The 24,785-nt window shown below is 66.4% G+C and carries 19 protein-coding genes; 10 read left to right on the forward strand and 9 right to left on the reverse strand.

All coding sequences use genetic code 11. The features are described 5' to 3' along the window. The first annotated feature begins 283 nt into the window (after positions 1-283). From L2D01_11185 to L2D01_11195, 3 genes are all read left to right on the forward strand, one after another. Entirely contained in the window at positions 284-3,532 is a 3,249-nt protein-coding gene (locus L2D01_11185; GenBank protein ID WBQ09458.1) for a TonB-dependent receptor, read from the forward strand. Positions 3,533-3,693: 161 nt separating this feature from the next. Continuing rightward, the gene (locus L2D01_11190; GenBank protein WBQ09459.1) at positions 3,694-4,815 is read left to right on the forward strand and encodes a hypothetical protein; all 1,122 of its coding nucleotides are present in this window, start codon (positions 3,694-3,696) and stop codon (positions 4,813-4,815) included. A 2-nt stretch (positions 4,816-4,817) separates the two neighbouring features. Continuing rightward, positions 4,818-5,942 (forward strand): hypothetical protein, encoded by a 1,125-nt coding sequence (locus L2D01_11195; GenBank protein ID WBQ09460.1) that lies wholly within the window; start codon positions 4,818-4,820, stop codon positions 5,940-5,942. Here the strand turns inward: L2D01_11195 and L2D01_11200 are convergent. Both L2D01_11200 and L2D01_11205 read right to left on the reverse strand, forming a co-directional pair. Then, positions 5,939-7,288: an FAD-dependent oxidoreductase gene (locus L2D01_11200; GenBank protein ID WBQ09461.1), complete on the reverse strand. Its 1,350-nt coding sequence runs from the start codon at positions 7,286-7,288 to the stop codon at positions 5,939-5,941. The two genes, L2D01_11195 and L2D01_11200, sit on opposite strands and share 4 nt — an antisense overlap. 48 nt (positions 7,289-7,336) lie before the next feature. Beyond that, positions 7,337-7,864, reverse strand: a complete 528-nt coding sequence (locus tag L2D01_11205; GenBank protein WBQ09462.1) for a gamma carbonic anhydrase family protein — start codon at positions 7,862-7,864, stop codon at positions 7,337-7,339. A 333-nt stretch (positions 7,865-8,197) separates the two neighbouring features. Here L2D01_11205 and L2D01_11210 point away from each other — a divergent pair, with 333 nt between their 5' ends. The 3 genes from L2D01_11210 to L2D01_11220 all read left to right on the forward strand — a co-directional run bounded on the left by L2D01_11210 (position 8,198) and on the right by L2D01_11220 (position 11,513). After that, positions 8,198-8,950: a PhoH family protein gene (locus L2D01_11210; protein ID WBQ09463.1), complete on the forward strand. Its 753-nt coding sequence runs from the start codon at positions 8,198-8,200 to the stop codon at positions 8,948-8,950. Between the two features lie 107 nt (positions 8,951-9,057). Further along, on the forward strand, positions 9,058-9,729 hold the full coding sequence (locus L2D01_11215) for a hypothetical protein (protein WBQ09464.1): 672 nt from the start codon (positions 9,058-9,060) through the stop codon (positions 9,727-9,729). 146 nt (positions 9,730-9,875) lie between these two features. Continuing rightward, positions 9,876-11,513 (forward strand): DMT family transporter, encoded by a 1,638-nt coding sequence (locus L2D01_11220; GenBank protein WBQ09465.1) that lies wholly within the window; start codon positions 9,876-9,878, stop codon positions 11,511-11,513. 40 nt (positions 11,514-11,553) lie between these two features. On the opposite strand, the gene L2D01_11225 is transcribed toward L2D01_11220, so the two are convergent. The 6 genes from L2D01_11225 to L2D01_11250 form a co-directional block, all read right to left on the reverse strand. Further along, positions 11,554-11,781 (reverse strand): DUF3126 family protein, encoded by a 228-nt coding sequence (locus L2D01_11225; protein WBQ09466.1) that lies wholly within the window; start codon positions 11,779-11,781, stop codon positions 11,554-11,556. Positions 11,782-11,869: 88 nt separating this feature from the next. Continuing rightward, entirely contained in the window at positions 11,870-12,703 is an 834-nt protein-coding gene (cysE, locus tag L2D01_11230) for a serine O-acetyltransferase (protein WBQ09467.1), read from the reverse strand. A 5-nt stretch (positions 12,704-12,708) separates the two neighbouring features. Continuing rightward, positions 12,709-13,326, reverse strand: coding sequence for an NUDIX hydrolase (locus tag L2D01_11235; GenBank protein ID WBQ09468.1), 618 nt, complete (start codon positions 13,324-13,326; stop codon positions 12,709-12,711). 14 nt (positions 13,327-13,340) lie between these two features. Continuing rightward, the gene (locus L2D01_11240; protein WBQ09469.1) at positions 13,341-16,439 is read right to left on the reverse strand and encodes an efflux RND transporter permease subunit; all 3,099 of its coding nucleotides are present in this window, start codon (positions 16,437-16,439) and stop codon (positions 13,341-13,343) included. Next, positions 16,436-17,581 carry an efflux RND transporter periplasmic adaptor subunit gene (locus tag L2D01_11245; protein ID WBQ09470.1) on the reverse strand — a complete coding sequence of 382 codons (1,146 nt, stop codon included), beginning with the start codon at positions 17,579-17,581 and terminating at the stop codon, positions 16,436-16,438. Before L2D01_11245 ends, L2D01_11240 begins: the two co-directional genes overlap by 4 nt. 92 nt (positions 17,582-17,673) lie before the next feature. Further along, positions 17,674-18,351: a TetR/AcrR family transcriptional regulator gene (locus tag L2D01_11250; GenBank protein WBQ09471.1), complete on the reverse strand. Its 678-nt coding sequence runs from the start codon at positions 18,349-18,351 to the stop codon at positions 17,674-17,676. Positions 18,352-18,484: 133 nt separating this feature from the next. Between L2D01_11250 and L2D01_11255 the strand changes: the two genes are divergently transcribed. Together L2D01_11255 and L2D01_11260 are read left to right on the forward strand one after the other, a co-directional pair. After that, positions 18,485-19,111, forward strand: coding sequence for a nitroreductase (locus L2D01_11255; protein ID WBQ09472.1), 627 nt, complete (start codon positions 18,485-18,487; stop codon positions 19,109-19,111). A 125-nt stretch (positions 19,112-19,236) separates the two neighbouring features. Next, entirely contained in the window at positions 19,237-19,929 is a 693-nt protein-coding gene (locus L2D01_11260) for a hypothetical protein (protein ID WBQ09473.1), read from the forward strand. An 84-nt stretch (positions 19,930-20,013) separates the two neighbouring features. Here the strand turns inward: L2D01_11260 and L2D01_11265 are convergent, their stop codons facing one another. Further along, the gene (locus L2D01_11265) at positions 20,014-21,756 is read right to left on the reverse strand and encodes a M28 family metallopeptidase (protein ID WBQ09474.1); all 1,743 of its coding nucleotides are present in this window, start codon (positions 21,754-21,756) and stop codon (positions 20,014-20,016) included. Positions 21,757-21,947: 191 nt separating this feature from the next. On the opposite strand from L2D01_11265, the gene L2D01_11270 reads away from it, so the two are divergent. After that, positions 21,948-22,898, forward strand: coding sequence for a hypothetical protein (locus tag L2D01_11270; protein ID WBQ09475.1), 951 nt, complete (start codon positions 21,948-21,950; stop codon positions 22,896-22,898). After that, positions 22,895-24,676 (forward strand): amidohydrolase family protein, encoded by a 1,782-nt coding sequence (locus L2D01_11275; protein ID WBQ09476.1) that lies wholly within the window; start codon positions 22,895-22,897, stop codon positions 24,674-24,676. The genes L2D01_11270 and L2D01_11275 overlap by 4 nt, the downstream gene beginning before the upstream one ends. Positions 24,677-24,785: the final 109 nt, after the last annotated feature.

The raw sequence follows: 24,785 nt of genomic DNA on the forward strand, positions 1-24,785 counted from the left end.
CGATCCGGAACGCGAAAGTGTAGCAATTTTGCTACGCCCGTATCGCATTTTTTTGACACCCCTCAATTTTTCGCACGGAGGGGGCGTCAAACCCATACAGTTTTGTAATCTAGCCATTGGTGCGGTGCAACACGAACGCGGCGCCAAGCTGCTACGAGAGAGCGAACAGGGGTTCGGCCCGTGTCGCGGCGACACGACAACAACATAGGGGATCGGCGTTATGTTTAATCGTTTCAAACATGCTTCCAGGCTGCTTGCGAGCGGGTCTGGCCTCGCACTCGCCATGGCCGCTGCGCCGGGCCTGGCTCTGGCCCAGGAGGCTGAAGAGCCCGCGGCCGAGACGCGCCCCGCAGACGTGGTGACCATCACCGGTTCGCGCATTGCGCGGGACCCGAACCTCGTCTCTCCGGTGCCCGTCCAGTCACTGACAGCCGAAGCGCTGCAGCTGTCCGGCGAGGTGAGCCTGGCCGACGTGGTCAACCGCATCCCGGCCCTGCTGTCGTCAACCACCGCCGAACAGGGCCTGACGGGCGCCAACGCGCTGAACCTGCGCGGCCTGGGCAGCGTTCGCACCCTGACACTGGTCAATGGCCGGCGCCACGTGGCCGGCTTTGAAGGCGATCAGGCGGTGGATATCGGCTCGATCCCGCGCGGCCTGGTCGAGCGCGTCGAAGTGCTCACGGGCGGCGCCTCCGCGATCTACGGATCGGACGCGGTCACCGGCGTGGTGAACTTCATCCTGCGCGACGATTTCGAGGGTGCGCGCTATGACGCCCGCTTCGGCATGTCGAGCCGCGGCGACGCGGAAAACGCCTCGCTGCAGGCGCTGTGGGGCCGCAATTTCCTCGAAGGCCGCGGCAATGTCACCCTGGCGCTCGATTACACTTTCGATTCGGTGCTGCGCTTCGGCGACCGCCCCTGGTCGGCGAATAACGGGCTGTCGCGCTCGCTGCCGAACCCGGCGCTGCGCTTCCAGCAAGGCGATATCGGCGCCTCGACGCCGCTGTTCGCCAATTTCTATAGTTTCCAGCAGACGGGCCGTTATCCGTATGGCCTGGGCATTCCCACGTCGGCGCAGGCCTTCATCAACGCCTATAACGCCACATTCGGCACCACATTGACGGTCAATGATCTCAGTGCGGCCGAACTGGCGTTGATCGAGCGGCGCAACACCTCGCCCTCGCGCGCCATCCTGCCCCAGCCGAACTTCTCGATCTCATCGCGGCGCGGCGTGATCTCGCCGGGCAATTTCGGCCTCGCCCCGGGGATCGACACCAATGGCAACGGCACGGACGACTGTGTTGAGTCCTTCGTCGGCTGGAACAACTCACTCGTTGGCACCGGCTCGTTCGGCCTCGCCGGCGGCTGCTGGGTGGTCAATGACGACGGCACTGTGCGGCCCTATCGCGACGGCCTGATCGCCGGCAATTTCAACCAGTTCGGCGGCGACGGCATCGAGGATGTCTTCGACCAGACCTATCTGATCCCGCAGACCGAGCGGATCACGGCCAATCTGACTGCGCACTATGATCTGACGCCCAGCATGCGCGCCTTCTTCGAGTTCAAGGCGTCCCAGTCGGTCACCCAGCGCGGCACGCCGCTCAACACCTTCTATGACCTGCTGTACGGCGCCCCGGACAACCCGTTCATTCCTGCCGAGCTGCAGGGACTGGCCTTGTCTACCGGCGGTCTGTTCATCACGCGCGACCCGACCGATCTGGGTCCGAACGTGACCCAGTTCACCCGCGACACCTATCGCCTGGTCGGCGGGTTGAACGGTGAGTTGCCCAATGGCTGGAACTGGGAAATCTCCGCCAATTACGGCCAGTTCACCAACACCATCAAAGACCGTAACGCCGTTCTGCTGGACCGCTTCTTTGCGGCCATTGACGTGGTCAGCGGCCCGGGCGGCGCACCGGTTTGCCGCTCCGATCTTGATCCGAGCGCGATTCCGCCAACGACGATTTTCGGCATCCCGTTCTTTGACCCGGGTTTCTACAGCTTCACGCCGGGCGACGGGCAGTGCCGTCCGGCCAATATCTGGGGCGGGCCCAACGGGATCAGCGCCGACGCGGTGGACTTCATAACCACGACAACAGTCGACGAGCTGCGCCTGGAGCAGACCGTGCTGAGCGGTTTCCTGACCGGCGACTTCAGCAACTGGTTCAGCCTGCCCGCCGGGCCGGTGAGCTTTGCGACCGGCATCGAATACCGCAGGGAAACCAGCCGCCTCGACCGCAACAATGTCGACCTGGGCATTCTGCCGGCCGGCTCGCCGTTCGGCGAGGGCACGCTGATCTCCGACGTGTCGGCCAATGGCTCGCTGGGCTTCGCCGCAGACAGCCAGTTCTTCAACTCCTCAGGCGAGTATGACGTCACCGACGCCTTTATCGAACTGTCCGTGCCGATCCTGGCCAATCTGCCGCTGGCCCGGGAACTGACCCTGGACGGCGCGTACCGCTATGCCGACTACTCGACCGTGGGCGGGGCAGAGACCTGGAATCTGGGCCTGCTGTGGACGCCGATCGAGGACATCTCGTTCCGCGGCACCTTGTCCCAGGCCAACAGGGCGCCGAATATTGACGAGCTGTTCCGCCCGGATAACCCCGCCTTCTTCCGCCCGATCGACCCGTGTGACGCGGCCGAAATCGGCAATGCGTCCGACCCGGCCCAGCGCGCCGCCAACTGCCAGGCGGGCGGCAACGGCCTGCCGGCGCTGCCGGACACCTACACCGATCCGCTGTCGGCCCGCTTCCCGGGCGTGGCGGGCGGCAACGCCAACCTGTCCGAGGAAACCGCCGAGACCCAGACTTTGGGTCTGGTGTTCACCCCGCGCATCCTGCCGGGCTTCAACTTCACGCTCGACTACTGGAATGTGGAGATCCAGGACGGCATCGGCTTCGTGACCGCCCAGCAGATCGTCGACGGCTGCTATGACAGCTCCGACTTCCCCAACAGCAATTTCTGCACCCTGTTCACCCGCGAGACCGACACGACCTCGCCGCAGTTCGGCGGCTTCCGCTTCCTGCGCCAGTCCTTCGTCAACTTCGCGTCCATCGAGGCGCAAGGCTACGATTTCGCCGCCAACTATTCCTTCAGCTGGCGGGACATGGACTTCCGCCTGGGCGTCAGCGGCACCAAGCAGGAGCAGCTGGACTACTTCACCAATCCGCTGGACGCGTCTGACGTGAACACGGAACTGGAAGAGATCCGCAGCCCGATCTGGGCCGGCAACGCCAATTTCGGCGTGACCCGCGGGGGTCTGTCGCTGGGCTGGAACACCCAGTATGTGGGGGAGCAGGTGCTGACCGGTGTCGAGATCGAGACCGTCGACGCCCTGTTCGGCGACGCAGGCTGGGCGCCGGAAATGTATATCCACAACTTCAACGCCGCCTACCGCCTGAACGAAACCGTCCGCTTCTACGGCGGCGTCAACAACATCTTTGACGAATTCCCCTATGTGACCGAACGGGCCTGGCCTACCGGTCCGCGCGGGCGGTTCTTCTTCGTCGGCGTGGAGGCCAATTTCTGATCCACGTCTGACGACGCCTTGAGGAAGGGCCGGAGCGGCGACGCTCCGGCCCTTTGCGTTGGCCGGTTCAATTGTCAGCCGGCCGCGCCGCGCGGGTTGCGGCGGGGGGTGGGCGCGCCCATGTTGAAACTTCAACTTTCATCATCGGAGGCGCGACGCCCATGCTGCACATCGACCTGCCCACACGCGGCGATCTTGACACCCTGCTGGGTGTGCGCGCCGACGCCTGTGTCTCGATCTATCTGCAAACCACGCCCCTGAGTCAGCAAAGCGACGAGGCGCGCATTGCGCTGTCCAACGCCGCCAAAGACGCGCACGGCCAGCTGGAAGCGGCCGGGTTCGACAAGCGCCGCCTGGCCGATCTGATGGAGTTGTTCGACGATCTCGATGAGGACGAGGATTTCTGGCGCCTGCAGGCCAATTCGCTGGCCGTGCTGGCCACGCCGGACCGCATCCGCACCTTCCGTCTGGCCAACAAGCTGACGCCGCAGACCGAAGTGGCTGACCGCTTCTTCCTCAAACCCCTCCTGCGCGCGGTCACCTTCCCCCACGCCGCCTTCGTGCTGGCGCTGTCGGAAAACGCCGTGCGCCTGGTCGAGGTGTTCGCTGATCTGGGACCGCGCGAGGTGCGTGGCCTGGAACTGCCCAGCGACGCAGCCGGCTCGGTGGGCAAATCCACGCTCAATGACCGCGGCGCGTCGGGCCGCATTCAGGGCTCGGAAGGCCAGAATGTGCGCTTCCGCCAATATGCCCGCCAGGTCGATGCCGCGCTGCGCCCGGTGCTGAGCGGGCGCGATATTCCGCTCATTCTGGCCGCCACGGGCCGCCTCGCCTCGATCTTCCGCACGGTGAACACCTATCCCCATCTGGTGGCCGACACGATCGAGGAAAGCCCGGACCGCCTCAGCGAGGCCGAACTGTCGCAGCGCGCGCGCCCGGTGCTGGACGCCGCCTATGCGCTGGAGCTGTCGGCGCTGCGCGACCTGTTCGAGACACGCACCGGGCAGAACCGCACCACCACCGACATGGCCGACGCCGCCCACGCCGCCACGTTCGGGCGGATCGAGGCGCTGCTGGTGGACATCGACACCGTGGTGCCCGGCCGCATTGACGAGGAGACCGGCAAGCTGACGCTGGCCAAGGAAGCCGGGCCGGGCAGCTACGGCGTGGTGGACGAGATCGCCGCGCGGACGCTGGCCATGGGCGGGCGCGTGCTGGGCGTGCGCCGCGAAGACATTCCCGGCGGCGGCGAGCTGGCGGCGATTTTGCGCTACGCGGTGTAGTCATGCGGCTGGGAGGGATCGGCCTGGCGGCAGTCGTCGCGCTCGCGGGCACGTGGGGCATCTGGCGCCTGGCGCCTCACGCCCCGCCGCCCGAGCCCGGGGCGATCAGCCTGGCGCAATTCGGCGCAGCCTCAACCCGTGCGCTGATCGCCATCGAACCTGCGCTGACGCCCGCCGATTATCGCAGCGCCGCGGCGCTGGAGGCCGTACTGGCGCGCTATCTCGACAGGGCTGAGGGCGCAGGCGCGCTCGACGGACCGGCTGTGGCGGTTTTTCCCGAACATGCCGGCACCTGGCTGGTGGCGGCGCAGGCCCAGGCCGGAGTTTACCGCGCCGATACGGTCGAGGGCGCCATGACGGGCCTCGCCCTCACCCGTCCTGTCCGCACGCTGGCGGCGCTGGCCCGAAGCGGCGAAGGTGACCGCATGGCCGCCGCCCTGTTCCGCGCGCGCGGCGCCGCCATGGCGCGCGATTATCAAGATGTCTTCTCCAGCCTCGCCCGCCGCTATGGCGTCACCCTCGTGGCGGGCTCCATCGTCCTGCCCGATCCCAGCGTCGAAGACGGCGTCATCACGGTGAACGCCGCAGGCCCCCTGTACAATGTCTCCGCCGTCTTCGCCCCGGACGGATCGGTGCATGAGGCGCTGGTGCGCAAGGTCTATCCCATCCCGTCCGAAGCCGGTTTCACCGCCGGTGCGCCCGCCTCGCCCCAGCCAGTGTTCGACACGCCTGCGGGCGCGCTGGGCGTGCTGATCTGCGCCGATTCCTGGCATGGTGACGTCTATGACGGCCTTGCTAGGCGCCCCGACCTGATCGCCGTGCCGGCCTATCTCCAGCCCGCCGGCGTGTGGGACGCGCCGTGGGGCGGCTATGTCACGCCCTGGCCCGATGATGCGCCGCACGAAGACGCCGGAGCACTCACCGAAGCACAAGCCTGGATCGCCCACTCCCTGCCCCGCCGCCTCTCCGAAGCGGGCGCGCACGCCGGCATGACTGCCTTCGCGCGCGGATCGCTGTGGAATATGGGCGCCGACGGCCAGGCCCTGGCCGCCACCCGCGACGGGGTGAGGCTGGGTCCGCGCACCGATGACGGCGCTGTGGTGGTGCTGTGGCTGGAGGGGGATTAGGGGCTGAGCGCCGCCCGCACCTCTTCTGCGGCCCGCTCGGCGGCTTCCAGCGCGCCTTCGAAATAGCCATAGCCTTCGCGGGCGGTCTCTGTTCCCGCCACGTGGATGGGGCCGATGGGGTCGCGCAATTGAGAGCCCAGCGTCGTCCACACGCCCGGCCCCATGAAGGCGGCGTAGCAGCCGCGGGTGTAGGGCTCGGACATCCAGTCCTGATCGGCATAGTCCAGTGGGTGGCGCGCGGCGTCGCCGAACACGGCGGCGAAGCTGTCCAGCACGGCGGCGCGCCGCTCGGCCGGGTCGCGGCCTGACCAGATCCGCGCCTCGTCGCCCTCGATAAAGCCCAGAAGCTGGCCCGCCTCGCGCCCGGCCTGCGTATTGTCGAAGGTCACGCGCACCGGCGCCGGGCCGCCTACGGACTGACCCGACAGCCCCGCCTCGCGCCAGAAGGGGCGGTCATACTGGGCGACGCATTTGATGCACGCGCCCGCCGGCATGCGCCGCCACAGCGCGTCGCGCGCGGCGGGCAGCGGCGGATCGAAACGGATGCCCAGCGCCTGATTGGGCGGGAGTGCGAGAATGGCGCGGCGGGCGGAGAACTCACCCGCCGGCGTCCATGCGGTCACGCCGTCATCGCTCCAGCGCAGGGCCTGCACCGGCGCGCCATAGGTGACGGCGCCGCCCAGACTATCGGCCATTGCGTGCGCGAGACCGCCCATATCGCCATGCACCCGGTCCTGCTGGGCGCCGCCTGTCACCGAGATCAGGGCTTCAAATGACCGCCCCGCGCGGGCGTAGAACAGGGCGTGCAGCAGGGACAGCTCATGCGGTTCGGCGCAGAACACCGCGCCGATGGCGATGGCGAACATCTCTCTGGCGCGCGCGGTGAAGCCGCTGCGGGCCATGAAGTCAGCCACGGTGCGCCGGTCCCATTCCTCTGCTTTCGGGTGCGCCCAGGGCCGGGCGGGATCGAGCTGTTTCGCCATCGCCTCAAACCGCGCGAGCAGGCGGTTGAGGTCGAGGAGGACATGGACGGGCAGGGAGGGGATGGTCCCGCGATAGCGGCGCAGGCGTCCGCTGAACGCCACCAGATGATCGCCTTGATCCCAGAGCGGATAAGTGCGCGCGCCCATGGCCTCGATCAGGGCGTAGAGCCGGTCCTGGCCCGGCCCTGCCCACTGGCCGCCCAGATCCACCGTGTCGCCATTGGCGAAGGCGTGAGACAGGGCCCGTCCGCCGGGGCGTTCGCGCGCTTCGAGCACCCGTACGTCATATGTGTCCGACAAGAGCAGCGCGGCGTGAAGGCCGGAGAAGCCGACGCCGATGATCAGCACGTCGCTGTGCGTCATGTCCCTTCCCCTTGCCGCTGCCCGTTCCGATCCCCGGGTAGCGCTCCGTCAGCCCAAAGGCTTGAGGTCGCGGGCATAGCGCGCGGCGTTCTCCACATAATGGTCAGCGCTGGCTTTCAGGAGTTCGGCCACGCCGTCCTCGATCTGTTTGACCACTTTGCCCGGCGCGCCCATCACCACCGAGCCGTCGGGAATCTCCTTGCCCTCGGTAATCAGGGCGTGGGCGCCGATGATGCAATTCCGGCCGATTTTCGCGCCGTTGAGCACGGTCGCGCCGATGCCGATCAGCGTGTAGTCGCCCACCGTGCAGCCATGGAGCATGGCGTTGTGGCCCACCGTCACCCCGCGCCCCAGCGCCAGGGGAAAGCCCATATCGGTGTGCAGCACCGCCCCGTCCTGGACATTGGCGTCTTCGCCCAGCGTGATCATTTCATTGTCGCCGCGCAGCACCGCGCCGAACCAGACCGAAGCGCCGCGCATCAGGGTCACCTTGCCGATCAGCGCCGCATCAGGCGCCGCCCAGGCGCCGTCCGGGCTGATCTGCGGCGTGTCTTCGCCGAGCGCGTAAAGGGTCATGGGCCGGTCTCCTCAAAATGCGTGTGTCCAGGGCTGTGTCTGCGGCGCCGCAGTTTTGCGACATGTCAGTGAAGCGGTGACTCATACTTCATTCACTGTCCTAGGATGAGACTGTGAGTGCGATTCGCGATCAAGGGCGCGATTCGCCTCGCGCGCAGGAGAACCCTGCGCCGGGATGCTGGAAAGGAGGGCCTATGCCATCCGCACCGCCAAATCGGGTCGCCCCGCCGCCGTTTGTCGCGCCGGCCCCGGTCCGTACCCTTGAATGCGCCGCATCCATCACCCCTCCGCACCCGCGCGAGGGGTTTTTTCTTGCCAATTGGAGGGCCTGAAATGGGCAAGCGAGCCGTCAAACGCCGTCAGGGTGGATTTAACGCCGAAGCCTATGAAGAGGAGAAAGTCCGAGCGCTCTTTCCCGGATCGGGATGGAGCCCGGACGAGACCGACCCCATGCGCGACCAGCGTTATATCAAGTCGGTCAAACCCCGCTCGGAAGGCCAGGCGGTCCTGATGGACGCGATTGACGCGCATAACCTGGTGCTGGCGCTGGGACCGGCCGGCACGGGCAAGACCTATCTCGCCGTCGCCAAGGCGGTCGAAGCGCTGGAAGCCGGCGATATCGGACGCATCGTCCTGTCGCGCCCGGCTGTGGAGGCCGGCGAATCCATCGGCTTCCTGCCCGGCGCCATGGAAGAGAAACTCGCGCCCTATCTGCGCCCGCTCTATGACGCATTGTCAGACCGGCTCAGCCCCAAACGCCTCAAATCGCTGATGGCTGAAGGCCTGATCGAGATCGCGCCCATCGGCTATATGCGCGGGCGCACGCTCAACAACGCCTTCGTGGTGGTCGACGAGGCGCAGAACTGCACCTACGCCCAGCTGAAAATGCTGCTCACGCGCCTGGGCTGGAACTCCACCATGGTGGTGACCGGCGACCCCGCCCAGACCGACTTGCTGCCCGAGCTTTCAGGCCTGAAACCGATCTCCGAACGCCTCGCCGAGGTGGATGATATCGCCGTCGTGCAACTCAAGCCCGAAGACATCGTGCGCCACCCGCTGGTCGCCTCGATGCTTGAAGTGCTCTGAAAGGGGGTGGTTTGAACGCGGCGCCCACGCGCCCTGTCAGCGCTGATACAAAACGGTCGCCACTTCATGCAAGGCTCTCCCGGACAGTATCCGGGAGAGCCTTTTTCATGATCCGCACCCTCGCCGCCCTCGCCAGCCTGGCCGCCAGCGCCGCCACACCCGCCGCCGCCCAATTTCCCTCCGGCACGCCGGGAGACGCGCCCGGCGCCTTTGTGCTCGCCATCATCGATGTGGAGACCACAGGGCTGGAGACCGGCCATCACGAGATGATCGATCTGGGCGCGATCTATACCGATCTGGACGGGACCGAGCTCGGGCGCTTCTTCGTGCGCATCCACCCGGACCATCCTGATCGCGCTGGCGAAATCGCCCGCTCGATCAATGGCTATGACGAGGCGCGCTGGCAGGCGCTGGGAGCTTTGGATAAGGCCGACGCGGCCTCCGCCTTTCTCGCCTTTCACCAGGAAATGACCGGCGGGCGCACGGCCATCTTCACCGCCTACAATGCCTATTTCGACCGCGCCTTTCTGGACGTCTTTCTGAAAGACGCCGGTCATGACGGGTTTCGCGCGCTGTTCACCTATTTCCTGCTGGACCTGCCGTCCATGGCCTATGGCGCGGGCATAGCCGATCTGGCCAATGCGTCTGTCGCCGCACGGCTCGGCCTGCCCGCCGAGACCGATGATCCGCTCGAGCACACGGGATTGTCAGGCGTTGAGTGGAACCTGGCGCTGTACCGGGCGCTTGTCGCGCGGCGCCCGCCGGACGCGCCGGACTGAGCGCATATGACCGTCCGTTGCGGCGCGGCGGGGCGCAGGGGCGTTGGTCGTTCGTGGCGATCAAGCGGTCGCGGCCTTTAAATCCCTGTCATCACCTCATAGTCTGACTCCCAGCGATCTGGATTCAAGCGGGGGGCCTTGAAGGCATGCGCAATTCTCACGCCGCAATTCTCATGCTCATTTCAATTGCGGCTTATGCGTCCTACCCCGTCGCAGCTGTATTTGCGCGCGGTGAAATCAACCCGCTTCTGTTCGTCGGGCTGGCGCATATTACGGCGTTTTTCGCTTCGGCGATCGTCTTGATCGTCTGGGGAAAAATTGATCGGACGAATTACCTTGGAGACGTGATCAGCGGCTTCAAGAGCCGGAAATCGCTGATCTCAATAACTTTTGGCGGCGCGACGAATGCTGTGAGCCACGTTACGCTGTTCGCAGCCATTTACTTTGCCCCTCCGGCGATTGTGACCCTGCTCTATGAAACATGGCCCATTCTGGCGATGTTTTTATTTTACTTTTTTATGAGACGCCATTATCGCCCCCTTCTTGGATCCGATTATATCTATTCTGCGGTGGCCTTCGCGGGACTGTTTATTGTGGTCTTCAGCGGAAGCGACGCCGAGATCGGTCCTGATTTCGCTGTGGATGGAGTCGCGCTCGGGATCGCGCTCGCCTTGATATCCAGCGTCACCATGGCGGTGAGTTCCGGCGCCGGCATATGGACCACGCGCTTTTACGAGCAGCGCCACCCGTCCCTGCCAGCCTCATTCATGGTGCAGCTCGCGACCAAGCTCATCTCCGGCTTTGGACCCTTGCTCGCGGCGCTTGTCTGGGGCGGCGGAATGGACGCGTCGCCTACCGGATATCTGATCGCTGTTGGCGCCGGCATTTTTGTGGTGACGATCGGCGCCAGCTTCTATCTGGTGGCGAACACCGTCGCGCGCTCAAGTTCAATCAATATTCTTTACTATTTGACGCCCGTGGCGTCATTGATCTTGCTGTCAATATTAGGCCTCGACACCGTTGGGCCAGCTGTGGCTCTGGGCGCGATACTGATTATCGCCAGCAATCTGCTGATTTATGGGCGCGCGGATCCGAGTTACGCCTACACGGCCAGCCTGCTTACATTAATGGCTTCAGCTACTTTTGTGTATTATTTTCCGGGCTTGGCGATGGTCGACTTTTACGACGCCGTATCAGTACCCGGCGCAATATTCGCAATCCTGATCGCCTTTATGCTTGATCGCGTTTTCCAGAGGACGAACGACCAAGAGCAAATGGTCATTTCCATGATCCATAATTTCAATAAGTGTTCAGAAAAGGTCGAAAACCCGGCTTTATGGGTGATCAGAATGTGGAAGGCCAAGAGCGATAAGGAAGTTCATGACATTCTGGATCAGGCCAGGGCGGCTTTGCCGAGTAATCTGGTTCTGGATTTATATGGTCTTGGCCTGAAGAAAATGGCTGTATTCTCGTTCGGCGAGAAGTTCATCATCCTCACGGTGGGGGCGATGGTGGTCAGCCTGATCAATATATTCCGCCCGAACACGATCGTCGCCGACCTGATGGCGCCCGCCTTGAGCAGCGCCGTCGTGTTCCTGACATTTACGATTTTCGACAGGATTGAGGCGCGAACGAGCCCCCTCATGCAAAGCGGCCTGGTCGAACTGATACAGCCGTCCAGTCCGCGCACGAACGAGCAAATGACCCAGCGGCCATTCTTCTCCAGCATACTCATCGTGCTGATATTTATCAGCTATATCTACGTGGTTCTGGCTGGCCGATAGACTTGCGCCGGCACGCGGCGCCGACACAGCGCCTGTGGCGTTACATGTCGTCCAGATCGATATCCAGAATGGTCAGCTCGAAGGAGTAGGACGTCTCGCCCTCCTCGACATTCTTGGAGACGACGCCCAGGCATTCCTTGCCGATATAAATCTCCGCACACTCGTCAGGCCGGTTGCGGATCTGCACCTTGAGTTCCGGGTTCAGCTTCAGGCGCAGGAAGGTCTGGACCTTGATCGCTTCGGACTGGGTGAAAACGGGCGCGGCCATGATGGTTCTCTCCGGTACAGACAGGGCGTTTGGGGGGTGATTTGCGCGCACCCTAGCCGGATCGGCGCGCGGCGCAATACCGGGGCGGTCAGCCGGTGTCGGTGAAGGTCTGATCCATGGTGCGCGACGGCTCTGAGCAAGGTCCGCCCACGGGCCGGGCCGGCACGCCCGCCACGGTGCAGCGCTCGGCCACGTCCTGCAGCACTACAGAGCCGGCGGCGATGCGCGCGGCTTCGCCCACCTTGATATTGCCCAGCACCTTGGCGCCCGCGCCGATCAGCACGCCGCGCCCGATCTTGGGATGGCGGTCGCCGGATTCCGCGCCCGTGCCGCCCAGCGTCACCTCGTGCAGGATGGACACATCATCGCCGACCACCGCCGTCTCGCCGATCACCACCGAGGTGGCGTGGTCGATCATGATGCCGCTGCCGAGATTCGCGGCCGGGTGGATGTCCACGCCGAAACGTTCCGACATCCGGCTTTGCAGGTGGAAGGCCAGCGTCTCGCGTCCCTCGCGCCACAGCCAGTGGGCGACGCGGTAGCAGAGGAGGGCGTGGAAGCCTTTGAAATACAAGAAGGGTTGCAGAAAGGAGCGCACCGCCGGGTCGCGCTCATCCACCGCCAGCATGTCGCGGGCCGCCTCTTCGGCGATATGCGGCGCGGCCGCGAAGGCGGCGCGGGCGATGTGGTGCATCTGCAGGGCGTCGAGCTGGGCGTCAGCCATCTTCTCGGCGACCCGGTGGGCGAGCGCTTCGGAGAAGCTGTCATGGCGCAGCACCGCGGCGTTGAGCATGCTGGCCAGCATGGGCTCCTCGGCGGCGGCGGACGCCGCGTCAAAGCGAAGACGCGACCAGACCTGGCCCATGCCCGACTGGATCGGGCGCAGATTGCCGGTGGAGGCGGGGATGGTGTCGGCGGCCATGACGCTTACGCCCTTCCTGGCGCTGGGGACCCGGTCAGGATAGCACGCGCCAGCTCAGGCTCCAGCTGGCCATGGCGCGCGGCATAATCGGCGGCGGCGAGCAGCGTCAGGGTGAAGCCGTCGCGAATCTCTCCCGACATGGCCATGGCGAGGGCCTCCTGCAAGCCCACGCGTTTCATTTGCATGTCGGCTTCCGCGCCTTCGCGGTCCGGCTCGCCGGCCTCCAGGTCCCAGGCGATGAAGCCGATGGCGCGCTCGGTGGTGACCGAGTTGGAGACGTCGTAATCGGCGAGATGGCGCCAGCGCCGCGCGGTCAGGCCGGTTTCTTCCTTCAATTCGCGTTTAGCGGTTTCCAAAGGATCGACATCGCGCGGGCCGCCGCCTTCGGGCAATTCCCAGCTCCAGGCGTCCAGCGCGAAGCGGTGCTGGCCGACCAGCATGGTTGTGCCGTCCGCGAACACCGGCACCACGCCGATGGCCAGATTGCGCGGCTCGAACACGCCATAGACGCTGGGCGCGCCGTCGGGCTGGCGCACCTCATAATGGCGCAGCTGCACCCAGGCGTTCTCATAGGCAAGGCGCTCGGACGTGATGGTCCACAGGCCGCGGCGGCGTTCAGTCATGGGGCGCTCCGGCGTCAGGCGATCGCGGGGGCAGGCTCGCCCGCGGGCGCCTTGCGGTCAAACCGCACCAGCAGCACGAAGGCCGCCGGCGCAAAGATCAGGGCCAGCACGGCCGACCCGGCCACCCCGCCCGCCACCGCCGCCGCAAACGGCAGCCAGAACGAATCGCCCTCGATCAGCAGCGGCGCGAAGCCGCCGATTGTGGTCAGCGTGGTGGCGATGATGTGCCGTGTGGCGTCCACCACGGTTTCGCGGATGGCGTCGCGGTCGCCGGCGCGCGCCAGCGGATTGGCCTTGAGCGCGGAGAGGACCACAATGGAGCCGTTGATCGACAGGCCCACCAGGCCCAGCGATCCGACAATCGCGTTGAAGCCCAGCGGCGTGCCGAACATCCACACCCCGAACATGGCCAGCCCCACCGACAGGAATCCCGCGGTGAAGATGACCCCGGCATAGCGGAAGGAATTGAACGCCAGCACCACCGAGGCGACGATCAGGATCAGCAGCGGGATGGCAGTGGACATGAGGTCGGCCATGGCCTCGCCCTGGCTTTCCGCCTCACCGCCGATGATGATGCGATAGCCCGGCGGCAGCGCGACGCCCTCTTCGGCGAAGCGGCGCTGGAACTCGGCCAGCACCGGGGCGGGCAGAACGTAAGGCTCCAGATAGGCGAAGATGGGATTGGTGCGTTCGCCATCGAGACGCGGGATGGACGCGGTCACCGGCGCCAGGGTGAACTGGCCCAGCGTCGACAGCCCCGCCAGCTGACCGTCCGGACCCCGGACCGGCAGGGGTATGGCGCCCAGGCCCTCAATGGCGTCGCGGCGCACGTCCGGGGCGAGCACCCGCACAGGCAATTCCTCCACGCCCTCCAGAACCGACCCGCCGGGCACGCCGTCAATGTCAGCGCGCAAGCGTCCGGCCAGATCGGTCAGGCGCAGGCCCGCCAGACCCGCCTCGGCCTCGTCAGCGTTCAGACGGGCTACCGGCTGGCCCAGCTCCAGATTGGCCTGGGTGTAGGTGACGCCCGGCACGCTGGCCAGGATGCGGCGTATGTCCGCGCCGATCCGGTCGAGTACGGCGAAGTCCGGCCCGGCGATGGACAATTCTACCGGCGCCTGGTTGGGCGGGCCCTGCTCGAACGGCAGGGCCAGCACCTGGGCGTCGGGGAAGGCGGTGATGGCGTCACGCTGGAAGGCGGTGACGATACGCTCGGAATCCGCCTCGGAGCGGGCGCGCACAAAGCCGGAGGCGAAATTGGGCCGGCCCTGCACGGCATTGATCATGTTGTAGTAAACGCGCGGCGATCCGGCTGCGGCCAGCCACACGACATCCTCCACCCCGTCATAGGTGTAGAGCATGTCGGTGGCCTGCTCCATGCGCGCGCGGGTCTGCTCGATGGAGAAAGACGCCGGCAGCACAAGGCGCACCTGGAACATGTCGCGCTCGGTGGGCGGAAAGAACTGGCTGGGCAGGGTCGTGGCCGCTGCGAAGCCCGCCACCGGCAGGATCAGGCTGAGAGCGATGCCCAGCACCGGCTGGGCCGTGACCGCGTCCAATACCTTGCGGTAGGCGAAGGCGAGCGGCTGAGAGCGCAGCCCGTCGCGCAGCAGTCCGCGATGACCCTGACCGGGGACGGTGTCGTCAAACACGGCCGCGAGGCCCAGAATGACGGTGAAGGCGAGCACGAAGCTGGCGCCGACGGCGAAGATCACCGACACGCCGATCATGGAGATGAACTCGCCCGCCGCGCCGGGCATCAGGGCGATGGGCGCGAAGGCGAAAATGGTGGTCAGGGTGGAGGCCAGCAGCGGCCCGAACAGGGTGCGCGCCGCCTTGTCCACCGCCGCCGTGCGCTCCATGCCGCGCGCGCGCAACAGGCGGTAGTCATCCACCACCACGATGGCGTTATCGATCAGCAGGCCCAGCGCCACGACCAGGCCCGTCACCGACATCTGGTGCAGGGGCGAGCCGAAGACATTGATGAGGACCATCACCAGAAGCACGGTGAGCGGCAGGGCCGAGCCGACGATCACCGCACTGCGCCAGCCCATCAGGAAGAACAGCACCGCGAAAACGATCAGCGCCGAAAAACCCAGATTGATCGCCAGGCCCGACAGGCGGTCCACCACATAGTCGGCCTGGGCGAAAATGATCTCGGTCTCCACGCCCGGATTGGCGTCCGCGAAGGCGCGCACCGCGGCCTGGGCGCGCCCGTCCCAAGCGTCGACCTGCAGGTTTGGCTCCAGATAGGCCGCCACAAAGATCGCCCGCTCATTATTGCGCAGGGCCAGCGTGGCGGGCGGCTCGCGCAGGCCCCGTTCTATGCGCGCGATGTCGGCCAGCTGCAGGAAGCCGCCCGGCCCGGCGGCCACCGGCACGGCGCGCAGGCGATCGAGATCGGTGAACGCGCCGGCCACCTCCACCGTCACGTCCAGTGACTGGCCCGCCAGCCGCCCGGCGGGAACCTTGGCGTCTGAGCGCGCCAGCAATCCCGCCACATCCGCCGCGCTGAGACCCAGCGAGGCGGCGGATTCGGGATCGAGAATGACGCGTACTTCTTCTTCGGGCGCGCCGAACACGTCGGTCTGCTTGGTGCCGGGCAGATTGCGCAGATTATCTTCCAGATCGCGCGCCAGACGGCTGAGCGCGCCCAGCGAGGCTTCCGACCCGTCCGGCCAGCGCAACGCCACGACCAGCGTGGCCGCGCCGGTATACTGGCGGTCGACCTCGATGCTTTGCACGCCGTCGGGCAAGGACGGGCGCACCGACGAGACGCGGTCGCGGATCAGCGACCAGGCCTGTTCGACCCGCATCGGATTAAGGTCCTCGCGGATGGAAATGCCGATCTGGGAAACGTTGGCGCGGGTGGTGGAGCGCACCTCGTCCAGCTCCACCAGTTCCAGCAACGCCGCTTCCATGGGCCGGGTCACCAGCGCTTCCATGCGTGTGGCGTCGGCGCCGGGCAGGATGATGGTGATCGACCCGAAGCGCTCGGTCAGCGACGGGTCCTCCTGACGGCCCAGCACGCCCAGCGCCGCCAGTCCCGCCGCGCATACCAGGAAGATCGACAGGACGATGAGGCGCGGATAGCGCACAAACAGGGTGATCATGACGGCTGGCCTTCAGGCCGCACGCGCTGGCCTGGCGCCACGCGGCTGACGCCGGCGGCCAGAACATCGTCGCCATCATTGACGGCGCCGCGCACAAACACCGTATCGCCCTCGGCGTGCAGCACTTCCACCGGGCGCGGCTCGAGCCGGAAGGCGCCGTTCTCGGGGGTCAGCACATACATGGACCACAACCCGCGCCGCCCTTCAGCCAGCGCCGTCACCGGCGCCCAGAAGCCGCGTTCGGCCAGATCAGTGCGCACCAGAAGCCGCCCGACCGAGCCGCTGACCGCGCCGTCGCCAGCGTCCAGATCAAATACGGCGGTGACCGCGCGCTGTTCACGCTCGATCACACCGGTCACGGCGCGCAGGCGCGCCTCGGCCAGCCCTTGGGCAAACTCAACCGGATAAGTCTGACCCGGCTCCAGCCGGGCGGCCTCGTCGGCGGGGATGGAGACGCGCATTTCGAGGCGCGCATCCTCTACCAATGTCACTACGGGCGCGCCCGGTGGCGCGATGGCGCCTTCATCCAGATGGCGCGCGGTGATGACGCCATCAAAGGGCGCGGTCAGCGAGGCGAGCTCCAGCCGCACGGCCAGCGCCTGCGCATTGGCCCGTGCCGCTGCAGCGCTGGACAGAGCCGCGCGCTGGTTGGCGGCCAGTTCGTCCAGGCGCTGGGCGGAGATATGGCCGCGATCGACCAGCACCTGCTGACGCTCCAGCGTCACACCGGCGAGACCGGCCCGGGTCTCGGCGGCGGCGGCTTCGGCGCGGGCGGCGGATATCTGGGCGTCCAGCGTGCGTGTGTCGAGCGTCGCCAGGACATCGCCCGCCGCGACCCGGTCGCCGACGCGCACGGCTACGGTCTCGATCCGGCCGCCCGATTCAAAGCCCAGAGCGCTGGTGCGCCAGGCTGAGACCAGGCCGGGATAGCGCGTCTCCATGGCGGCTTCAGACTGATAGCGGGCGGAGAATGTCTCGACGGGCAGCGCCGCCGACACCGCGACGGCGCCGGGGCCGGCGTCCGCCGCGCGCAGCGTGCTGACCACGATGACGGCCACAACGACAAACGCCGCCGCGGCCAGAACACCCAGACCCAGACGGCTTGCGCCCGCCTTGAAAATCCCTGCCGCCCCACCAGCCATGACGCCATCTCCCGCGTTGATGCATGGGAATATACGTCAGCGAACGGCGTTCGGAAAGTGAACAGTGTTAAATATTTTCGACAGATTGGAATTTAGAAGCGCTGGCCGGCTTCCATGAGCTCGATCAGCTTGCGCGAACCCAGGCCGCGCATCATCATTTCGCTGTGAAACTCGATCAGTTCGTCGAGCTCCAGCTGGCGCCGGCCCGGCTTTTCGCGCGGGAAATCCGGGATCGTCACCGCCAATATGGTCAGTCCATGGGCGGAAGACCAGACGCTTGTGGCCGCCAGATCAAGATCGACGGCCCGGAACCAGCCCGCATCCATGCTTTCCTTGATCATCAGGCGCAGATGCTCGTTGGCGGCGAAGGCGTAGGTGTCCTCCGACATGTCCGCCGCACCGGTGAAGCCGGCGAAGGCCAGGCGGTAATGGTCCGGCTGCTCCAGACCCGTCTCCACATAGGCGCGCAGGCAGCGCGTACACAGCATGGGACCGGATTCGATGGAGGCGCACACGTCCTGCATCCGCTGCAGCAGGCGCTCGAAGAAGCCCTCGCGGATTTCCTTGAACAGGGCTTCCTTGGAATCGAAGTATTTGTAGAGCGCGGCGGGCGAGTAATCGATCCGCTCGGCGATGCGTCGCATGGACAGGCCGGCCTCGCCCTCCTCGGCGAAAATCTCTTCGGCCGCGCCAATGATCGCATCGCGCACGCGCCGCCGGCGCCGTTCGGCGGGGCTGAGGTCTTCGTGCGTGACGGAGTCTGCCGGCATGGTCCATCCTTTGAGAGCGCAAACTATATATGAGATCAATCGCCAAGCATGACCATGAACTGAGGCATTGCGCAAGTTTGCCCTCCCCCGCCACACTAGGCCGATCCCGACCGCAGCCTGAAAGCCGCCGCCCATGTCCCGCCTGATGCCCCCTGCCGCCCCTGACGCCGACGCCGCCCTGCCCGCCTGCTCGCCCAGCGCCGAGACGCTGGCGCTGCTGGCGCTGCGCCGCTCCACAGTGGCGCGCGCGATGACCGGTCCGGGACCGGACGCACAGCAGCGCGACGCCCTGCTGCGCCTGGCCGCGCGCGTTCCTGATCACGGCAAGCTGTTCCCCTGGCGCTTCGTCACCTTTGAAGGCGAGGCGCGCGCCCGCTTCGGCGACATTCTGGAGGCGCGCCTGCGCGATCTGGAGCCTGGGGCGCCGCCGGAGCGCTTCGAGCTGGAGCGCAACCGCTTCACCCGCGCGCCGCTGGTGATCGCGGTGATCTCTGACGTCACCGAGAACCACAAAATCCCCGAATGGGAACAGATCCTGTCCGCCGGCGCGGTGTGCCAGACCTTGCTCATCGCCGCCAGCGCCATGGGGTTCGCGGCCCAATGGCTGACCGAATGGTACGCCTATGACCGCATCGCCCGCGCGGCGCTGGGCCTGGCCAGCGGCGAGCGGGTGGCGGGCTTCATCTATATCGGGACCGCCAGCGAAGGCCCGACCGAGCGCCCCCGCAAACCCCCGCGCGTCACGGCCTGGGGCGGGTAACCCCACCCGCACAGTCCGGAAGCGCTTGCACCGGCGCGCGATTTAAATGATATACCATTTAGATCGAGCAGGATGATGCGCCGCCGCGCCGGCGCCCCTGCCCTGGAAGACACGGGGAGGCGTCGATGTTGGAATTCTGGACCCAGTACGAGCTGGAGATCCTGCGCTGGCTGCACATTCTGGCCATGGTGTACTGGCTGGGCGGAGAATGGGGCGTGTTCCAGACCTCCTACAAGGTGGTCAATCCGCGCCTGTCCTTTGACGAGCGCATGCGCCACATGGACACCGCCTACCGCATCGACATCCTGGCGCGCACCGGCATCATCACGCTGCTGCCGCTGGGCCTGCACATGGGCTATCTGTGGAATGTCCAGCCTCTGGGCGGCGGATGGCTGGTGGCCATGTGGGCTGTCTGGGCGGTGTGGATGGCCGTCACCTACGGGGCCTTCCTGACGCGCGGCAAGCCGATCTGGAAGACGCTGAACTTCATCGAGGACTGCACGCGCTATGTGCTGATCCCCACCCTGATCATAACCGCCATCACCTCCTTCATGGGGCTGGGCCCGTTCGAGGCCGGCACGGGCCAGGGATGGTATGCCGCCAAGGTGCTGACCTATGGCCTGGCGCTGATCATCGGGGTGATCCTGCGCTGGGTGATGCATGAATGGCAGGACACCTTCCGCATCCTGGCCGCCGGTCCCAATGCCCAGGTGGAGGCCAAGCTCAACCGATCCATCGCGATCGGGCGGGGCGTGGCCTATGTCTACTGGGTGCTGATCGCCATGACCTGCTTCTTCGCGGCGGTGAAGCCGTTCTGAGCTGAACGCTGCAGGCAACGGCCGGACACAAAAAGGCCGGGCGGCTCGTCTCCGCCCGGCCTTTTCATGCGCGCACGCTTGCGCCTACTCCATCATGGCGTCGCGAAGGCCGCGGAATTCATTGCCCTCATACCAGTTCGGCCACTCGTCGGATTCCGCCAGGCGGCGCGACAGACCGTAGAACAGCTCCCCGTCCTGCACGAAGCCGGACAAATCCCAGCTGTCGTCATACTCGTCGGACGGCTGGTGATAGTGCGCCGTGCGGTAAGCCTGCGCGATGGCGGCGCCATGGGCCTCGCCGTGCTCGACATGCACCGTGCCGCCCTTGGCATAGAGCATCGGCACGCCCCGGCGGCCCAGCGAGATATGGTCAGAGCGGTAGAAGAAGCCCGCCTCCGGCGTGGGATCGGGGCTGAGATAGCGGTTCTGCCCCTCCGCCTCTTCGCGCAGCATGTCTTCCAGCTGCGAGGCGCCATATCCGATCACGACGACATTCTCGGTCTCGCCTACAGGCTGTATGGCGTCGAAGTTGAAGCCGGCCACGGTCTGATTGAGCGGCACCAGCGGATTCTGCGCATAATACGCCGAGCCCAGCAGTCCCTGCTCCTCGGCGGTGACCGCCACGAAGATCAGTGAGCGGGCGGGCGCCTCGTCCGCCGCGAAGGCTTCGGCCAGCTCCAGGATAAAGGCCGTGCCCGTCGCGTTGTCGACGGCGCCGTTATAGATATTGTCATCGCTGGCGAAGTTCAGCCGTTCGCCCAGATGGTCCCAATGGGCCATGAACAGCACGTGCTCGTCCGGCCGCTCCGATCCGCGCACCATGCCGGCGACATTGCGCGAGCTCAGCTCACGCAGGCCGTTATGCAGCGTGGCGGTCATCTGCGCGCCGTCCAGCGGCACGGCCGTGAAACCCGGCTCGGCGGCGGCTTCGGCCATCTCGGCGAAGTTCAGGCCGGCGGCTTCAAACAATTGCTCGGCGATTTCCAGCTGGATCCAGCCCTCCACGTCCACAAACGGCTCGTCGGCGGCAGAGGCGAGGATGAATTGCGGGCCGCTCCAGGAATTGCGCACCGTGGCCCAGCCATAGCTGGCCGGTTCGGTCTGGTGGACGATGATGGCCCCGGCGGCGCCCTGGCGGGCGGCCTCTTCATACTTGTAGGTCCAGCGCCCGTAATAGGTCATGGCCGAGCCGTTGAACAAGCCGCTGTCGGGCCGGGCATAGCCGGGATCATTGACCAGGATCACCACCGTCTTGCCGGTGACATCGAGGCCCGCATAGTCATTCCAGCCGAACTCCGGCGCCACCACGCCATAGCCCACGAACACCATGTCGGACGGGTCGATGGCGACCGAATCCACCGGCTGCTGGGTCCAGAACACCACGTCCTGACCCATGCGCAGGCCCATGGGCTCGCCATTCACGCTGATCTCCAGATCAGAGCGCGCTTCGTCCAGGGTGGACTCGATCAGCGGCACATTCTGGAACCAGCCGCCATCCTCGCCCGCGGGCTCCAGCCCGGCGCGGCGCATCTCCTCGGCGATCCAGTCGGCCGCCGTCTCGCCCACCTCATGGCCGGGCGCGCGGCCCACGAACCGGTCATCGGCCAGGGTCGAGATCCGGTAGGCAAAGTCGGCTTCAGACATCGCGGCGCTGGTCTCAGCGTGATAGGGCCACTCGCCGCCATTGGCTTGGGTGGCGGCCCCTTCCGGCGCTTCCGCTTCCGGCGCCGCCACCTCCGGCTGATCCGCCGGCCTGTCCGCCGCCGGTTCTCCGCATGCCGCAAGCCCGATCAGACAGGCCCCGGCCAATCCCGCAAATCGTAACATTATAACGCCCCTTCAAGGATTTAGCTCTGCAGCCATGGTGCAGTTATCCGCCTGCGCGCGCAAGCGCGCGGCCATGGCGCCCGCGACAAGCCCCCTCGACAAGCACCGGCGCGCGCGGTCATGGTGCGCGGTGAACCGCGTTCACCGCCCGCCGCCAGACGCGGGCCGGACACGACCGGGAGGAGATCATCATGGACGCCGCTGCGCTGGACGCTGCGCGCATCGAGCTGGCGCCGGGCGGGGACTGGATCCTGCCTTTGATCCTGGCGGTGATCATGTTTTCCGTCGCGCTGAGCCTGAAGCCGCGCGACTTCCTGTTCCTGAAAAGTCAGCCGGGCAAATTCGCCGGCGCGGCGGCGGCGCAGATCATCGCCCTGCCGGCGATGACGCTGGGCCTCATCTATCTGATCAACCCTGTGCCCTCGATCGCGCTGGGGATGATCGTGGTGGCGTGCTGTCCCGGCGGCAATGTATCGAACTTCTTCACACAGCTGGGGCGTGGCGACACGGCGCTGTCCGTGGCGCTGACCGGGACGTCCAGCCTCGCCGCCGCCCTGCTCACCCCCGTCTCCATCCTGTTCTGGACCAGCCTCTACGCCCCCACCGCCGCCATTGTGAACGAGATCACAGTGAGCCCGGCGGCGTTCGTGATCCAGACCACGCTCATTCTCGCGATCCCGCTGGCGTTGGGCATGGCCTTCGCCTTCCGCTTTCCGGCCACAGCGGCGCGCATCCGCCCGGTTTTGATGATCGCCGCGCTCATCGGCATTCTGTCCATGGTGCTCGGCGGGCTGGCGGCCAACTGGGCGCTGCTGACGGCGACGGCGGGCGCAGTGCTGGGGATCGTCATCCTCCACAACGGCCTGGCCTTCCTGACCGGCGCGGCGGCGGGACGGCTCCTGCGCTTCAACGCGCCGCGCCGGCGCTCGCTGACGTTTGAGGTGGGCATCCAGAATGCCGGGCTGGGCCTGGTGATTTTATTGTCCCAGTTCGATGGGCTCGGCGGCGCGGCGGCGGTGGTCGGCCTGTGGTCGATCTGGCATTTGTTTGCAGGCCTCGGCCTGGCCGGCGCTTTCCGCCTCTACGACGCGCGCTGGCCCTGCGCCAAGGCGGAACCGGCAGAAGTAAGGAGCACCCCATGACCTATCACCTGAAAATCACCGGCGGCCTGATCCATGACGGCTCGGGGTCTGCCCCCTTCACCGGCGACATCGCCATTGCGAACGGCCGCATTGTGGCGGTGGGCGACGCGCCGGGCGCGGCGCGCGAGACGATTGACGCAGCCGGCTGCATCGTCACGCCGGGCTTCATCGATGCGCACACCCATTATGACGGCCAGGCGACCTGGGATGACCGGCTGGAGCCGTCCATCCGCCATGGCGTGACCACGGCGGTGATGGGCAATTGCGGGGTCGGGTTCGCGCCGGTGCGGCCCAGCGATCATGACCGGCTGATCCGGCTGATGGAGGGGGTTGAGGATATTCCCGGTACGGCGCTGGCCGAAGGGCTGTCGTGGAACTGGGAGAGCTTCCCCGACTATATGGACGCGCTGGACGCCACGCCGCGCACCATGGATATCGCCGCCATGGTCGGCCACGACCCGCTTCGCGTCTATGTCATGAACGAGCGCGCGAGCTTTGACGCCCAGGCCAGCGAGGATGAGATCGCCCGCATGCGCGACCTCGTCGCCGAGGCGCTGGATGCGGGCGCCATCGGCTTCTCCACCGGGCGGTCAGACCTGCACCGCACCGCCGACGGCGAGTGGACCCCGGCCTCGGAAGCCACAGCGAAGGAGCTCGCGGGCATCGCCAGCGCCTTCAAGGGGCGCGATCACGGCGTCATCCAGGCGGTGTCGGATTTCGATCTGCAGCGCGATTCAGAGAGCTTCCCCGCCGAGTGGTCGGTGATCGAGGCCTATGTGAAGGCGGCCGGCGGACGGCCCTTCTCCATTTCGGTGATGCAGCGCGATTTCGCCCCCGACCAGTGGCGCCAGATCCTCAAAGGCCTCGAAGCGCTGGACGCTGAAGGCTACCCCGTGCGCGCCCAGGTCGCGCCGCGCGCCATCGGCGTGTTTCTGGGGCTGCAATGCACCTTCCACCCCTTCATGGGCTATCCCGCCTACAAGGCCATCGCCCATCTGCCGTTCGAAGACCGCGTGCGCGAGATGGCGAAGCCCGCCTTCAAGGCCGAGCTCCTGAGCCAGTCCTCAGACAAGCTCGCAGGCCCCGGCTCGTCGGTCCCGCCCATCGCCGACCTGTTGATCGAGAATATGGAGTTCGTGGCCGGCAAGCTGTTCACCCTGTCTGATGATCCAGATTACGAGCAGCCGCTCGACCGCTCCATCGGCGCCCGCGCCACGGCGCGCGGGGTCAGCGTGTGGGAGGAGCTCTACGACACGGTCATCGCGCGCGAGGGCCGCGAGCTCATCTACATGCCGATCTACAACTACACCGAGGGCGATTACGCCAATGTCCACGCCATGCTGACCCATCGCCTGGCCATTCCCGGCCTGTCCGATGGCGGCGCCCATGTGGGCACGGTGTGCGATGCGAGCTTCCCCACTTACCTTCTGAGCTACTGGACCCGCGACCGCAACCGCGGCCCCCGCATCGACATGGCGCGCGCGGTGCAGATGCTCACCGCCGACACGGCCGATTATCTGGGCCTCGGTGACCGGGGCCGGATCAGGCCGGGCCTCAAGGCTGACCTCAACATCATCGACCCCGAGCGTCTGCGCGTCCACGCGCCGTATCTGGTCCAGGACCTGCCCGCCGGCGGCCAGCGCCTGCTGCAAAAGGCCGAAGGCTATCGCGCGACGATTGTCTCCGGCGAAGTGGTGGTGCGTGATGATGAGGTGACGGACGCCCGCCCCGGACGGCTGGTTCGGTCGGGGCGGGGGATGGCGCTGGCGGCGGAGTAGTAAGGACTGCCGCCGGGTTCCTTTTCTCCCCCCGCTTGCGGGGGGAGTGGCCCGTAGGGCCGAGGGGGGGAAGCGGCGGAACGATTATCCTGAGACCACGCAGAAGCGT

The sequence above is a fragment of the Hyphomonadaceae bacterium ML37 genome (assembly GCA_027627685.1).
Classification (GTDB): domain Bacteria; phylum Pseudomonadota; class Alphaproteobacteria; order Caulobacterales; family Maricaulaceae; genus Oceanicaulis.

Bases quoted from the DNA above. Each gene is read 5' to 3' on its own strand.
- L2D01_11220 (WBQ09465.1), top strand. From the start codon at position 9,876: ATGCGCAATTCTCACGCCGCAATTCTCATGCTCATTTCAATTGCGGCT.
- L2D01_11225 (WBQ09466.1), bottom strand. From the start codon at position 11,781: ATGGCCGCGCCCGTTTTCACCCAGTCCGAAGCGATCAAGGTCCAGACC.
- L2D01_11190 (WBQ09459.1), top strand. From the start codon at position 3,694: ATGCTGCACATCGACCTGCCCACACGCGGCGATCTTGACACCCTGCTG.
- L2D01_11235 (WBQ09468.1), bottom strand. From the start codon at position 13,326: ATGACTGAACGCCGCCGCGGCCTGTGGACCATCACGTCCGAGCGCCTT.
- L2D01_11200 (WBQ09461.1), bottom strand. From the start codon at position 7,288: ATGACGCACAGCGACGTGCTGATCATCGGCGTCGGCTTCTCCGGCCTT.
- L2D01_11265 (WBQ09474.1), bottom strand. From the start codon at position 21,756: ATGTTACGATTTGCGGGATTGGCCGGGGCCTGTCTGATCGGGCTTGCG.
- L2D01_11270 (WBQ09475.1), top strand. From the start codon at position 21,948: ATGGACGCCGCTGCGCTGGACGCTGCGCGCATCGAGCTGGCGCCGGGC.
- L2D01_11240 (WBQ09469.1), bottom strand. From the start codon at position 16,439: ATGATCACCCTGTTTGTGCGCTATCCGCGCCTCATCGTCCTGTCGATC.
- L2D01_11195 (WBQ09460.1), top strand. From the start codon at position 4,818: ATGCGGCTGGGAGGGATCGGCCTGGCGGCAGTCGTCGCGCTCGCGGGC.
- L2D01_11245 (WBQ09470.1), bottom strand. From the start codon at position 17,581: ATGGCTGGTGGGGCGGCAGGGATTTTCAAGGCGGGCGCAAGCCGTCTG.
- L2D01_11210 (WBQ09463.1), top strand. From the start codon at position 8,198: ATGGGCAAGCGAGCCGTCAAACGCCGTCAGGGTGGATTTAACGCCGAA.
- L2D01_11260 (WBQ09473.1), top strand. From the start codon at position 19,237: ATGTTGGAATTCTGGACCCAGTACGAGCTGGAGATCCTGCGCTGGCTG.
- L2D01_11250 (WBQ09471.1), bottom strand. From the start codon at position 18,351: ATGCCGGCAGACTCCGTCACGCACGAAGACCTCAGCCCCGCCGAACGG.
- L2D01_11215 (WBQ09464.1), top strand. From the start codon at position 9,058: ATGATCCGCACCCTCGCCGCCCTCGCCAGCCTGGCCGCCAGCGCCGCC.
- L2D01_11275 (WBQ09476.1), top strand. From the start codon at position 22,895: ATGACCTATCACCTGAAAATCACCGGCGGCCTGATCCATGACGGCTCG.
- cysE (WBQ09467.1), bottom strand. From the start codon at position 12,703: ATGGCCGCCGACACCATCCCCGCCTCCACCGGCAATCTGCGCCCGATC.
- L2D01_11185 (WBQ09458.1), top strand. From the start codon at position 284: ATGGCCGCTGCGCCGGGCCTGGCTCTGGCCCAGGAGGCTGAAGAGCCC.
- L2D01_11255 (WBQ09472.1), top strand. From the start codon at position 18,485: ATGTCCCGCCTGATGCCCCCTGCCGCCCCTGACGCCGACGCCGCCCTG.
- L2D01_11205 (WBQ09462.1), bottom strand. From the start codon at position 7,864: ATGACCCTTTACGCGCTCGGCGAAGACACGCCGCAGATCAGCCCGGAC.